The sequence below is a fragment of the Chryseobacterium jejuense genome, assembly GCF_017877355.1.
In the GTDB taxonomy this organism is placed as follows: domain Bacteria; phylum Bacteroidota; class Bacteroidia; order Flavobacteriales; family Weeksellaceae; genus Chryseobacterium; species Chryseobacterium jejuense_A.
This window is the reverse complement of the sequence record NZ_JAGIPR010000001.1, coordinates 648,364-661,647: the sequence shown is the minus strand read 5'-3', so window position 1 is coordinate 661,647 and position 13,284 is coordinate 648,364. Positions and strand designations below refer to the sequence as shown.

The 13,284-nt window shown below is 36.2% G+C and carries 11 protein-coding genes and 1 other RNA gene; 1 reads left to right on the top strand and 11 read right to left on the bottom strand.

Features of this window, described 5'->3' with window-relative positions; genetic code table 11:
* Positions 1-7 precede the first annotated feature (7 nt).
* From J2772_RS03035 to J2772_RS03020, 4 genes are all read right to left on the bottom strand, one after another.
* Complete coding sequence (locus tag J2772_RS03035) at positions 8-1,723, bottom strand: phospho-sugar mutase (protein WP_209913158.1); 1,716 nt, start codon at positions 1,721-1,723, stop codon at positions 8-10.
* A 247-nt stretch (positions 1,724-1,970) separates the two neighbouring features.
* The gene (locus tag J2772_RS03030) at positions 1,971-2,672 is read right to left on the bottom strand and encodes a GIN domain-containing protein (protein ID WP_209913155.1); all 702 of its coding nucleotides are present in this window, start codon (positions 2,670-2,672) and stop codon (positions 1,971-1,973) included.
* 400 nt (positions 2,673-3,072) lie between these two features.
* A complete protein-coding gene (locus tag J2772_RS03025) occupies positions 3,073-4,023 on the bottom strand; it encodes a glycosyltransferase family 2 protein (RefSeq protein WP_209913154.1) in 951 nt (316 codons plus the stop codon).
* 16 nt (positions 4,024-4,039) lie between these two features.
* Positions 4,040-4,642, bottom strand: a complete 603-nt coding sequence (locus J2772_RS03020; RefSeq protein ID WP_209913152.1) for a DUF4199 domain-containing protein — start codon at positions 4,640-4,642, stop codon at positions 4,040-4,042.
* Positions 4,643-4,773: 131 nt separating this feature from the next.
* Between J2772_RS03020 and ffs the strand changes: the two genes are divergently transcribed.
* Positions 4,774-4,871: signal recognition particle sRNA small type (ffs, locus tag J2772_RS03015), an RNA gene on the top strand.
* A gap of 116 nt (positions 4,872-4,987) precedes the next feature.
* On the opposite strand, the gene J2772_RS03010 is transcribed toward ffs, so the two are convergent.
* From J2772_RS03010 to gyrA, 7 genes are all read right to left on the bottom strand, one after another.
* A complete protein-coding gene (locus J2772_RS03010) occupies positions 4,988-5,674 on the bottom strand; it encodes a metal-dependent hydrolase (RefSeq protein WP_209913150.1) in 687 nt (228 codons plus the stop codon).
* A gap of 141 nt (positions 5,675-5,815) precedes the next feature.
* Positions 5,816-6,262, bottom strand: coding sequence for an SRPBCC family protein (locus J2772_RS03005; protein WP_209913148.1), 447 nt, complete (start codon positions 6,260-6,262; stop codon positions 5,816-5,818).
* Between the two features lie 17 nt (positions 6,263-6,279).
* Positions 6,280-7,209 carry a 1,4-dihydroxy-2-naphthoate octaprenyltransferase gene (menA, locus tag J2772_RS03000; protein ID WP_209913146.1) on the bottom strand — a complete coding sequence of 310 codons (930 nt, stop codon included), beginning with the start codon at positions 7,207-7,209 and terminating at the stop codon, positions 6,280-6,282.
* On the bottom strand, positions 7,206-8,564 hold the full coding sequence (locus tag J2772_RS02995; RefSeq protein WP_209913144.1) for a WG repeat-containing protein: 1,359 nt from the start codon (positions 8,562-8,564) through the stop codon (positions 7,206-7,208). Before J2772_RS02995 ends, menA begins: the two co-directional genes overlap by 4 nt.
* Before the next feature lie 26 nt (positions 8,565-8,590).
* The gene (locus J2772_RS02990) at positions 8,591-9,427 is read right to left on the bottom strand and encodes a 1,4-dihydroxy-2-naphthoyl-CoA synthase (RefSeq protein WP_209913142.1); all 837 of its coding nucleotides are present in this window, start codon (positions 9,425-9,427) and stop codon (positions 8,591-8,593) included.
* 175 nt (positions 9,428-9,602) lie between these two features.
* Positions 9,603-10,634, bottom strand: coding sequence for a hypothetical protein (locus tag J2772_RS02985; protein WP_209913141.1), 1,032 nt, complete (start codon positions 10,632-10,634; stop codon positions 9,603-9,605).
* 27 nt (positions 10,635-10,661) lie between these two features.
* The gene (gyrA, locus tag J2772_RS02980; RefSeq protein ID WP_209913139.1) at positions 10,662-13,262 is read right to left on the bottom strand and encodes a DNA gyrase subunit A; all 2,601 of its coding nucleotides are present in this window, start codon (positions 13,260-13,262) and stop codon (positions 10,662-10,664) included.
* Positions 13,263-13,284 lie beyond the last annotated feature (22 nt).

The following is a 13,284-nucleotide window of genomic DNA, read 5'->3' as shown; positions in this document are numbered from 1 at the left end:
CAGATGATTAATCCAGCTTTAGATCTGTTTTAACGGCCTGAATTTTAGCTTCTAATGATTTTAATTTATCTTTAAAATCTGCCTCAGAAGAGATAGAGTCTTTTACTGAAACATAGAATTTAATTTTTGGTTCTGTTCCTGAAGGTCTTACACAAACTTTAGTTCCATCCTGCGTATAGTAAATCAATACGTTAGACTGTGGAATTTCGTTCATTACTTTTTTCTCTCCTGATGAAATGGTAAGGCTTGTCTGTTCTTTAAAGTCTTTTACTTCTTCCACTAATGAACCTGCCAATTCTTTTGGCGGATTTTCACGGAAGTTTTTCATCATATTCTGAATTTCTTCAGCACCTTCTTTTCCTTTTCTTACGATGTTTACCAATCCTTCATAATACATTCCTAGGTCTTCATAAATCTCGATCATGTACTGATACATTGTTTTACCGTTAGCTTTACACCAGGCAGCAATTTCGCAAGCTACAAGGATACTTCCACAAGAGTCTTTGTCACGTACAAAATCTCCGGTCATGAAGCCGAAACTTTCTTCCCCACCACATACGAATTTCTGAGTTCCTTCTGCTTCACGGATCATTTTTCCGATCCATTTGAATCCTGTAAGACCTACTTTGCATTCAACACCGAATTTCTGTGCTATATCATAGAAAATATCGGAAGTAACGATGGTAGAACCGATGAATTCTTTTCCTGTAATTCTTCCCTGCTTTCTCCATTCGTTTAAGATGTAGTAAGTAAGGATTGTGTTGGTTTGGTTACCGTTCAGTAACTGCATTTCACCATCAAGGTTTCTTACTGCAATTCCTAATCTGTCACCATCCGGGTCTGTTCCGATAACGATGTCTGCATTGGTAATTTTTGCAAGATCCATGGCCATTTCCAATGCTGCCGGTTCTTCCGGATTGGGAGAATCTACAGTAGGGAAATTTCCACTTGGAATCATCTGTTCTCTAACAAGGTCTACTTTTTTAAAGCCTGCTTTTGCTAAAGCTTTAGGAACCGTAGTATAAGTGGTACCGTGAATAGAAGTGAAAACAATATTTAAGTTTTCTTTTCCTTCGTTCTGGTAAGTAGAGTTTTCAATACATGCATCAATGTAAACATCATCCTGCTCTTCTCCTACCCATTCGATAAGGTCATCGTTCCCGTTGAATTTAATTTCTTCAAATTTCACAGAGTATACTTCTTTGATAATGGCTTCATCATTTGGCGGAACAATCTGTGCTCCGTCATTCCAGTATACTTTGTAACCGTTATATTCAGGTGGATTGTGAGAAGCCGTTAATACGATTCCTCCGTTACATTTTTTATCACGAACCGTGAAAGAAAGTTCAGGAGTTGGTCTGTGATCTTTGAAAAGCAATACTTTAATTCCGTTTGCTGTTAAAACATCTGCTACCAGTTTTCCGAATTCTTTAGAGTTATGACGAACATCATAGGCAATTGCCACCTTGATCTCCTCTCCTTTAAACTGCTCAAGCATATAGTTAGCCAATCCCTGAGTTGCCTGTCCTAATGTATATTTATTTAAGCGGTTGGTTCCTACTCCCATAATTCCACGCATCCCTCCTGTTCCGAATTCCAGTTCTCTGTAGAAAGAATCTTCCAGATCCGGGGAATTGCTGTCGATTAATGCCTGTACTGCCTTTCTCGTTTCTTCATCGAAGGTCTCACTTAACCAAAGTTTCGCTTTTTCTAATGTGTTCATATTTAGTTTAGTTTGGAAGCTGGAGGCTGGAAGAGGGAGGTTGTTGTTGTCCCAGTTTAGCCGTTCAGCTTTTGATTTATTATTTTGTTTTTTTAGGCTGGAAGAGGGAAGCTGGGAGATGGAAGATATTACATTCCCAAGTTCAGACTTCTGCCATTTATCTTATTTTTCTATATTTTATTAATTAAAAAGTGAAAAAGGAATTGGGTAAACTAGAATTACCTCCAGCTTCCAGCTTCCCACTCTCTTACTCTAATTTCTTATTCTCAACTTTCGTTGTTTTCTCTACTTTAAACGCTCTGATTGGGTCATTATAGTAGATGAATTTTGCGGTGTTCTGAATATTTCCTTTTAGAGAGTCTTTTACATTCACTTCTGCATAGTTTCCATTTTTGGAATCGATATTCAGATTGGTGATTTTCCAGTAAGGAGCAATAAGACTTGCAGTATCGGAAATCTTAATTACTGCATCTTTTGATAACCCTAAAAAGTTAGCACGGCTTCTGTTATGCATTTCCACTTCTGCCCTTCTTGTGTTGACAGACCCCATGAAACTTGCATTGTTTTTCATATTAAGTCTGAAATTATCCGTTTTAATTTCGCTGGAAATATTTACTTCAACAGAGTCTGAAACGGCTACTTTTTCAAGGTTATATTTTGAATAAATAGTTACATTGTAAAAATCTACGCCTTTAGTCCCTCTTTTTTCCTTGATGAAAAGGGTTTTATCTTTTACATCTACGTCCAGATTACTGGCTACGTTAGGATAGGTTTCTATTTCCACAAAGTTCTTTTCTCCTCTGGCATAAAATACACGGAATTTTCCGTTCAGATCCAGATTAACAAACTCCGGGACGTCCACATCTTTCTTTTCAATATTTCCTTTTGGGGAAACTTTCCCGCAGGAAACTACTCCAACCAACATTAATGTGTAAAGTACTTTTTTCATATTTAATTTTAAATATTCTACTGACGATCATTATGATCTGCTTTCCTGAAAGTTTTCCGGGCTTTCAAGAATATCTTTTAACAAAAATAGGATTAAAATTTCTAAAAATCTTTGTCTTTTGGCAATAAAATACCTGATAATTTTCAATTTTTTGCTTTTTGGGAAAAAGAGTTTTTTATATTTTCCTAAACTTTTTATCAGATCAAATATTAAAATATCAACTAAAATCATCAAGATTCCTGATTCTTAAATTATCATGTTATAAATATTCAACCATACTTCCATTGTAATTATCTTCTAAGATGAAAAAATTTAATATATAAAAAAATATCTCAGAAAGTTCTAGGCTTCCTGAGATATTTATATTTATTTACAATTGATTAAAGTGTATTGATTAAAATTATATCACTTCATCAATATTATAATTCTTATGCTCACGGTTTGTTCTGATAATCATTTCACCCAGGAATCCAGCTACAAATAACAAAGTTCCCATAATCATCATGGTTAAAGCAATATAGAACCACGGATTATTGGTGATTAAATGACCGTAAATTCCTCTGGCTACATCAATCAGTTTTGATATTCCCAGCCAAAGCGCTGAAAGGAAACCGAAGATAAACATTAAAGTTCCTACCGCTCCAAAGAAATGCATTGGCCTTCCTCCAAAACGACTTACAAACCAAAGGGTTACCAGATCCAAAAATCCTCTTACAAATCTTTCTGTTCCGAATTTAGAAGTTCCATAAGGTCTTGCCTGATGCTGTACTTCTTTTTCTGTAATTCTTCTAAAACCTGCATTGGCAGCCAATACCGGAATATAACGGTGCATATCTCCGTACACATCTACAGATTTTACCACCTGTCTTTTGTATGCTTTCAAACCGCAGTTGAAGTCATGAAGATAAACTCCGGAAACCTTTCTTGCTGCTGCATTGAACAGTTTTGACGGAATATTTTTGGTCATTACATTATCAAAACGCTTCTTCTTCCAACCGGAAACAATATCGTAATTGTCATGGATTACCATATTATACAGTTCCGGGATTTCTTCCGGAAAATCCTGTAAGTCGGCATCCATGGTAATAACCACATCTCCGTTTGTTCTTTCAAAAGCCGCATGAAGCGCCTGAGATTTCCCATAATTCCGGGAAAATTTAATAGCGTGGATCTGAGGATACTGTACTTTTAAGTTCTCAATAATGCTCCACGACAAATCCGTACTTCCATCATCTACAAACCAGATTTCATAAGATAAATTACTGGTTTGGCAGACGTTGTCAATTCTTGAAAAAAGCTCTTCCAGAGAGTCTTCTTCGTTCAGTAACGGAATAACTATAGATAAGTTCATTTAATTTTAATAAAAATTAGTCTTGATTTGTTTCTTCGGGTTGATAGACACTTCTTGTTCTGAAAAATGCTCCGAAAAACACCGACAAAACTACGTAAAATATAAGAATTGCTGCAAAATATCCTGAAAAATGACTTGCAGTAAGCATATCTTTTCCTTTTACAGCCTCCGGGCTAAAGCTTTGAACCCTTTCATTATACTTCTGATCCAGCTCGTCAATATCTTTTTGATGCTTTAAAATTTTTCTCGCAGAAGTATATTCTGTATCCAATTCCGACTTCTGTCTTTGAACATATTGATAGTTCAAAAGCTTTTTTGCATCCATATCTGCAAAGTTTAAAAAAGCATAAATACTGAAAATCGAAAGAATTCCTCCAATAAACATTGGAACGAATGCTCTTTTGAAAGCTTCTTTAAAAGTGACCACTCTATGGTTGTTCCAATAGATTTTCACAGACCAGAATGCTGCTCCCGCATATAGAAGAGGCAACGCAAAAGCATTGGCTTTCAGTGAGATGTCAAAATAATTGATTCCTGAGAAAAAAGTATATACTACAAAGAAAACGATCATTGTAGCAATAAAAAGTATAATTCCTAATGTTGATGGACTTTTCGTCATGTTAAAATTTTTAGAAAAAAGTTGAAAAATTATCCCTCTAAATGTCAGCTGATTAGCTCTACTACTGCATTTTTTCGACAAATTTTCTTTAATAAAGTTTTGAAGTTTACAAATATTTCCTACCTTTGCAACGGCAAGTCCTAAACAACCAGCTCCTGAGAATCCTCCAGGGTGGGAACGCAGCAAAGGTAATTGGTCGTAGCGGTGTGATTTAGGTAGCTTGCCATTTTTTTTTGGTTTAAAGTGAAGAGAGAGGTAATTTGATAATTATCTTTTTTTGTTTTTAATACCTTACGCATCATTTCCATTTTTCTAATTTTCGGTTTCTCTCTTTCTTGTTATTGATTAAAATTCGAAGGTCTCCCCTAATTTTGGTAAAACAAGTTCTACATTTTTATCAGCGAAATGCTTTAATGCACTTTCATGATTGATCTCTATGGCAGGGAACGTATCAAAGTGACATCCGATTACTTTTGGAGTTTTTAATAATTCTGCTGCTGCGAAAGACGCTTTTCTTGGGCACATTGTGTAGTGACTTCCGATGGGAAGGATAGAAAGGTCAATATTCCCATATAATCTTGGGAAGAGCTCCATATCTGCCATTACTCCTGTATCTCCAGCCAAATAGATGTTTTTACCTTCAGGAAGTCTGAAAATATACCCTACAGGAACGCCTCCATAGCTCCCATCCGGGAAAGAACTTGTATGATGAGCCGGAACCATGGAAATTTTAAGATCGTCGATTTTTGCCGACCCTCCTAAGTTCACATCGTCTTTATTTTTAGCTTGGGTAAAGTATCCGCATACTTCCGGTACTCCAATCACGGTTGCCTCCGGGTAATGCTGCAATACTTCTGCTACATCTGCAATATGATCTCCATGGGCATGGGTCAACAGGATGTAATCAATTTTTTGAGCGGTAATATCAAAACCTGATTCCGCTTTTTTGTAGTTGTAGAAAGGGTCACTTAAAATTGTTTTGTCCCTGTACGTGAACAGAAAACAATTTTGCCCTAAAAATTGTATTTTCATTGTAAATTTAATTTCAATTATGATTAAACACAAATGACTCAAACAGTTTCACAAATAGCACGATAAAGGTAGTGACATCAGTGAAAGCATTCGTGCCATCTGTGTTTTTTTAAAACGCTAAGCGTTGTTTATTTACTTTAATTATTTCGACGGGAATTTATCTTCAATAAGTTTCAGATTGATCCCATGTTCCAAATAAGCCTTACAACCGTCTAAAACCGTTGTAAAACCGCCTGTATTATCATTAACCTGTCTTAGGAGCTCTTCACCCGTTTGAGTGAATCCATAGCTCTTAATCACAACAAGAGTTCCGTTTTCCATAGTTTTAAACTCATAGTCTACGTTGAGTGAAGGTTCTCCCCATTCTGTTTTAATCAGTTGGTTCGGAATAATCTGATGAACGTTTACAATGTTTTTCACGCCATACATTTCCCATTCCCAGGTTACTGTTTTCCCTTCTTCTAATTTTCCGGTAGATTTTGTAAACCAGAAATTAATGGTTACTTCAGGATTGATAAATGCTTCAAAAACATCATCAATCGGCTTTCTGATAAGCATTTGCGCTTCAACATAGACATTGGAACTCATATATAATACTGTTAGATTTAATTAAATAAATTAAGTCCGGCTGCCGTAAGAACAGCCATAATAAACGTCATTATTCCAACCTGCTTTAAATACTGGTCTAATTCTTTCGGTTCTTTTACTGACATGATGCTTCTTCTCAATTTCATCAAAGGAAACAGAAGGATCATTACAATAAAAACATAATAGTTTTGCTCCTGAAAGAATCCATTGATTCCCAAGAAAGCAAGGATCAATATCAAAGGAAGTTGCAACAGGATCATTTCATAGATCATTGCATTTTTGAATCCGATTCTTAATGCAAAACTGTTTTTTCCTGATAGCTTATCACTTTCAATATCTCTCATATTGTTCAGGTTCAAAACAGCCATACTCATCATTCCTACTGCAGTTCCCGGCAACAGCATATCCCAGCTGAATGTTTTTGTAAACAGGAAATAACTTCCGCATACAGAAACCAATCCGAAGAAAATAAACACAAAGATATCTCCCAATCCCATATACCCGTAAGGCTTCTTCCCTACTGTATATCCAATTGCAGCCAAAATACTTGCTACTCCCAAACCTATGAAAATATAGAATTCATTCATATAATTTGGAATGAAAGCTACATATAACAGCGCAATAGTGGCAACAAAAGATAATGCTGAAAAAAGAATGACAGCATTTTTCATCTGTTTGGCTGTAATTTTTCCTGAGGCTACCGCTCTTGCTTCTGCTTCATTGATTCTTTTTGCATCTGTTCCTTTTACTCCATCGCCATAATCATTGGCATAGTTTGATAAAATCTGATACAAAAGCGTTACCAAAAGTGCCAGTGCAAAAATCTTCCAATCCCAAATTCCTCCTTCTCTGTAAAGTCTCCATTTTGCAATGAAAGCTCCCATAATAATTCCGCTTAATGATAGCGGTAAAGTTCTGAGCCTTGCGGCTTTTATCCAATCTGTCATTCTATTTTATATACTGAATTTATAAAATTATTTGAATCATATTCTATTTCTGCAGGTTCAAGATTCATACCCAATAAACTGTAATTAAACCACTTGCCACCATGAACAATCAATTCATCAACAGTATCACCATCCCATTCATCGGTACATCTTGAACAACGTAATAGTCTTCCACCTTCATTTAAAAGAAAAACATTTTCGCTTATTTCCTCAATCCAGTCGTATACGCATGGAATGAAAATTTCTTCATTTTCATTGATGATTCCCCATTTACCATTGGGATGAAAACTGTAAACCAATATATCTGATCGGATTTCATCCAATTTAGTTTGAACAATTTCAATTTCAGGATCTTCTTTTTCATATCCTGTAAAATGATACCAGCTTCCCTGAAAAAACTTATATTTTTGACTCATTGAACATTTTTCAATAAAATCATAAGTCTGCATCAAGGGTTGTTCTCCATCAAAATTGATAAGACTAAAGCCTACTTCATCTGTTGACTTATTACAAACTCTGAGACAATTCTCTCCAATTTCATCAATATGATTGAAACCGGGATAGGTTCTTTTCTTATCACCTTTGGTATCAAAACAGATTATTTCATTTTCATCTACAGCAAAAATGGTTTCTTCAGCAGAGCGAACTACTACATCAAGATAAGCTTTATCTAAAATAAAATTTCCATGATTATCCACTGCCTGTTTTTTTACAGCTTCACCAGAGTCTTTAATATACACAACAAACAGATCATATCGATATACCTCATCTACATTGAAACCATCCAGCTTTATTTCTTTTACTTCATTATCAATAACCGCAACATGAGGAAATAAATTAAGATAACGTTCTTTTTCCTGCCTGATAAACCTTCCTTTTGTATCAAAATAATATACCTGCCCTAATAAGGATTCCGAGTTTACAGGATCTTGAAAAGAATTTTTACAGGCAAAAATATTAAATAGACCGTAAAACTGTATCGAATCAAAATAAGGCATTATGAGTATATTATTATTCTCTTCGGAACAAATCCCATAACAGGTTTTATATTTCCAAGGATAAATCGCCTTCGTATCCGTCAGATAAATGCTTCTAAATCCGGAATCGTAACCTTCGGAAGACATTTTACCTACTTCAAACTCCTGATCATTTATATTGAAACGATACCATTCGTGTTCGGGTTTTAATGGATTCAGTGGACAAAAATCTTTCAAAGAGAAATCTTTATCAAGATTATCATAGAAATAGCGATCTGACAAATACTGTTCAAAGTCGACAGAGAGAAGAAATTCACTTTCCTTCCTTCTTTCTTTACTTGCTCTATTTTTTTCAAGATCTTCCCTACTGATTCCCATGGCCTACAAAAATAGTTTACTGGAATTTATGATATCCATTGATCGTCTCCGAAGTTTGGCTTTCTTTTTTCAAGAAATGCATTTCTTCCTTCTTTAGCTTCTTCTGTCATATACGCTAAACGGGTTGCTTCTCCTGCAAATACCTGCTGACCAACCATTCCGTCGTCTGTAAGGTTCATTGCAAACTTCAGCATTCTGATGGACATTGGAGATTTTCCTAAGATTTCCTGAGCCCATTCATAGGCTGTATCTTCTAATTCTGCATGAGGAACTACTTTGTTTACCATTCCCATTTCAAAAGCTTCCTGAGCAGAATAGTTTCTTCCTAAAAAGAAGATTTCACGAGCTTTTTTCTGTCCTACCATTTTTGCAAGGTAAGCAGATCCGTAACCACCGTCAAAACTTGTCACATCGGCATCAGTTTGTTTGAAAATTGCATGCTCTTCACTCGCTAAAGTCAAGTCACACACTACATGAAGTGAGTGTCCACCACCTACAGCCCAACCCGGAACTACCGCAATTACCACTTTAGGCATAAAACGGATCAGACGCTGAACTTCCAGAATATTTAAACGGTGTCTTCCATCTTCTCCTACATACCCCTGATCACCTCTTGCTCTTTGGTCTCCTCCACTGCAGAAAGCCCAACCTCCGTCTTTCGGGCTTGGTCCTTCTCCTGAAAGTAAAACAACCCCTATTGAAGGGTCTTCAGAGGCATCATAAAAAGCATCGTATAATTCTGAAGTTGTCTTTGGTCTGAAAGCATTACGCACTTCCGGTCTGTTGAAAGCGATTCTTGCTACACCATTGCATTTTTTATAGGTAATATCTTCATATTCCTTAGCGGTTTTCCACTCGATCATTTTGGTAAAATTTTTCTCAAAGATACGGAATTACAGAGAATTTCTAGGGATGAAATTTAGACAGTAAATGATAAATAATGTGCAATGGGTAATACATAATAAATGATATTTTTACTAAAAAAACAAAAGCCGAAACATTACTGTCTCGGCTTTTTATAATTAAGTTATAAAATGATTATTTTGCTGGCGCAGCTGCACTTAACTCAGCTTCTTTAGCTTTCATTTCTTTCACTTTGTCCAGATTTTTAGTTACCACGTAAATCTCCTTCAATGTGCTTACTGCATCAATATTTTTAGGATCTACTTTATACCAGCTTTCTGCAAATGGTAAAGCTTTTGCAAATCTTTCTCTTCTTGCATCAATTAATTTAGTAGCTTCATCCGGCTTGTCTTTTCTCAACGCATTGATATCAGCTACAATTTTAGAGTCATCTCCAATGGTAGTGTATACAAGGTTCTGATAAGCATTGGCAAAATCAGGCTTAAGCTCAATTGCTTTTTTGAATGATTCTAAAGCGTCATTAACAGTTGCCGGCGTTTTGGCCTGCATTACCCCAAGGTTGTACCAGTTGGTTGCGTCATTAGGATTCTTTGCTAACTGCTCTTTCAAATTGGTAACAAATTTATCCATATTTCCAGACTGAAGATACGCCGTAGTTTGGCTTTCCTTCAATTTAGCATTGTTCGGATATTTAGCTAACCCTTTTTCGATGATTACAAGAGCCTCATTTGCTTTTTTAGCATTAAGAAGTAATAAAGATAAAGTTTCGTATAGATCTACTTCTACTCCTGCAGACTGTTCTGTTTTGAAATCTGAATACTCAGAATTTTTTTTCATCAGCTCCCAAGTCGCTTTATCTAAATTTACTACCTGCCCGCTCTTTTTTTCTTTAGCAGTATAAGTAGTTTCCACTCCTGTAAATCCAGAATTTACAAGATCTGTATATATTTTAATAGCCGGATCGCTATTGTTGGCTAATGCATGACTAAGTCCTGCATAATACATATATATCTTGTTATCCTGGCCATTCGCTTTCAATAAGTCGTAAATTTCTACAAACTTAGGTGCTGCAACTGCATAATTTTTTGCGTTATATGCATCCATAGCTGCTTTGTTAGCAGTCTGAAGCTGAGCATTTACATCTCCTTTCTGTCCAAATGCAAAAGCAGATGCTACGATAGCCATACCTAAAATTAGTTTCTTCATAATAACTATTTTATATTAATTGTACATTTATTCTTCAGAATCAGAATTCTCATTTTCCTCAGCCTGAGGTGTTACATTATCGTTTTCAAGGTTATCAAATAAAGACTCCATTCCTTCCTGAACTTCTCCTTCAGCGTCTTCCATTCCTTCAATCTCTTCAGAATCTTCTTCTACATCTTTATCCATTTCTACTTTTGCAATGGCTGCAATTTCGTCATTCTTCTTAAGATTAATCAGTTTTACCCCTTGTGTATTTCTACCCATCACTCTCATTTCATCCATTCCCATTCTGATGGCAACACCGGATTTATTGATAATCATCAATCCATCTTCGTCTGTTACGTTTTGAATAGCAATCAGATTTCCTGTTTTTTCGGTAATGTTTAGGGTGATAACTCCTTTTCCTCCTCTGTTCGTAATTCTGTAATCTTCTACTGCAGTTCTCTTACCATATCCTTTTTCAGATACTACAAGAACCGTTTCGTTCTCCACATCATTCACAACAATCATACCAATAGCTTCATCATTGTCTTCCATGGCAATACCACGAACTCCGATAGACCCTCTACCTACTTCTCTTACTTTTTCTTCAGGGAAACGGATACATTTACCGTTTTTAGTAGCAATCATGATCTGAGAAGTACCATTAGTTAGGTAAGCTCCTAATAATTGGTCATTATCTCTAATTTCAATAGCATTTACCCCATTTACTCTTGGTCTTGAATATGCTTCCAATGATGTTTTCTTGATAGTACCGTTTTTAGTTACCATCACTACGCTCATTTGGTTTACATATTCAGAGTCTTTCAGGTTGTTAGTTCTGATATATGCTTTAATCTTATCATCAGGTTCAATGTTGATAAGGTTTTGTACGGCTCTTCCTTTTGCTGTTTTCGAGCCTTCAGGAATTTCAAATACTCTTAACCAGTAACATCTTCCTTTTTCTGTAAAGAACAACATATATTGGTGGTTGGTTGCTGATACAATATATTCAAGGAAGTCGGAATCCCTTGTTGTAGCTGCTTTGTTTCCTACACCACCTCTACTTTGAATTTTGTATTCAGAAAGCGAAGTTCTCTTCACATATCCTGCGTGAGAAATAGTAAGAACAACAGATTCGTTAGGGATGATATCTTCAATAGACATTTCTCCTCCTGAGTAATCAATTTCAGTTCTTCTTTCGTCACCGTATTTTTCTTTGATTTCGATCAATTCATCTTTAATGATCTGGAATCTTCTCGGCTCATTGGCTAAGATATCTTCCAAATTAGCGATCTCTTTCATAATAGCATCGTACTCATCACGGATCTTATCAAGCTCCATTCCTGTTAAACGAGCCAATCTAAGATCCAGAATTGCCTGAGCCTGAATTTCTGAAAGTTCGAATGCTTCGATCAAGCCTTCTTTCGCTGCCTGAGGGTTAGCACTATGACGGATAATTGAAATTGCTTTATCTAAAGAATCCTGAGTTCCAATTACCTTCATGAATCCTTCAAGGATGTGCGCTCTTTCTTTTGCTTTTTTAAGCTCAAACTGAGTTCTTCTTACGATTACTTCATGTCTGTGCTCAACAAAATGATGAATGATATCCTTAAGATTCAACTGTTCCGGTCTTCCGTGTACCAGCGCAATATTATTAACACTGAAAGAAGTCTGAAGTGCTGTATATTTATATAAAAGATTCAGAACGACATTTGGAATCGCATCGTTTTTCAATTCATAAACAACACGAAGTCCGTTTCTGTCTGATTCGTCTCTGATCTCGTAGATACCAGGAATTTTCTCATCCTTAACAAGTTCCGCAGTTCTGGCGATCATTTCCGCCTTGTTTACCTGATAAGGAACTTCTGTTACGATAATAGCATTTCTGTTTCCGATTTCTTCGAAGTTAACTTTTGCTCTAAGAACTACTCTACCTCTTCCGGTATGGAATGCATCTCTTACTCCGTCGTATCCATAAATAATACCTCCTGTAGGGAAATCCGGAGCAATAATATGCTGCATCAGCTCATCGATTGTAATTTCTCTATTATCAATATAAGCACAGATAGCATTTATAGCTTCAGACAGATTGTGTGGTGCCATGTTTGTTGCCATCCCTACAGCAATACCTGAAGCTCCATTTACCAAAAGGTTAGGCACCTTAGTAGGCATTACAGTTGGCTCCTGCATGCTATCATCGAAGTTGTTCTGGAAGTCAACAGTTTCTTTGTCAAGATCAGAAAGAACCTCATCAGAGATTTTTTTCAGTCTTGCTTCGGTGTAACGCATTGCTGCCGGTGGGTCACCATCCATGGAACCGAAGTTACCTTGTCCGTCTACCTGAGGATAACGTAAACTCCATTCCTGAGCCATTCTCACCATCGCGTCATATACAGAAGAGTCTCCGTGCGGGTGATATTTACCCAAAACGTCCCCAACAATTCTCGCAGATTTTAAATATTTTCTATTCGAAAAAACCCCTAGTCCATACATACCGTAAAGTACTCTTCTATGAACGGGTTTCAAGCCGTCTCTTACATCCGGTAGCGCTCTTGAAACGATAACAGACATCGAATAATCGATATAAGACGACTTCATTTCATCAACAATGTTGATAGGAATTAGTCTTTCTCCTTCTTTTTGCATAAACAAATTTTATTATAATGAT

What these genes read in the sequence shown, in the direction of transcription:
- gyrA (WP_209913139.1), bottom strand. Translation starts at nt 13,262, where the DNA reads ATGCAAAAAGAAGGAGAAAGACTAATTCCTATCAACATTGTTGATGAA.
- J2772_RS02985 (WP_209913141.1), bottom strand. Translation starts at nt 10,634, where the DNA reads ATGAAGAAACTAATTTTAGGTATGGCTATCGTAGCATCTGCTTTTGCA.
- J2772_RS03020 (WP_209913152.1), bottom strand. Translation starts at nt 4,642, where the DNA reads ATGACGAAAAGTCCATCAACATTAGGAATTATACTTTTTATTGCTACA.
- J2772_RS02990 (WP_209913142.1), bottom strand. Translation starts at nt 9,427, where the DNA reads ATGATCGAGTGGAAAACCGCTAAGGAATATGAAGATATTACCTATAAA.
- menA (WP_209913146.1), bottom strand. Translation starts at nt 7,209, where the DNA reads ATGACAGATTGGATAAAAGCCGCAAGGCTCAGAACTTTACCGCTATCA.
- J2772_RS03010 (WP_209913150.1), bottom strand. Translation starts at nt 5,674, where the DNA reads ATGAAAATACAATTTTTAGGGCAAAATTGTTTTCTGTTCACGTACAGG.
- J2772_RS02995 (WP_209913144.1), bottom strand. Translation starts at nt 8,564, where the DNA reads ATGGGAATCAGTAGGGAAGATCTTGAAAAAAATAGAGCAAGTAAAGAA.
- J2772_RS03035 (WP_209913158.1), bottom strand. Translation starts at nt 1,723, where the DNA reads ATGAACACATTAGAAAAAGCGAAACTTTGGTTAAGTGAGACCTTCGAT.
- J2772_RS03005 (WP_209913148.1), bottom strand. Translation starts at nt 6,262, where the DNA reads ATGAGTTCCAATGTCTATGTTGAAGCGCAAATGCTTATCAGAAAGCCG.
- J2772_RS03030 (WP_209913155.1), bottom strand. Translation starts at nt 2,672, where the DNA reads ATGAAAAAAGTACTTTACACATTAATGTTGGTTGGAGTAGTTTCCTGC.
- J2772_RS03025 (WP_209913154.1), bottom strand. Translation starts at nt 4,023, where the DNA reads ATGAACTTATCTATAGTTATTCCGTTACTGAACGAAGAAGACTCTCTG.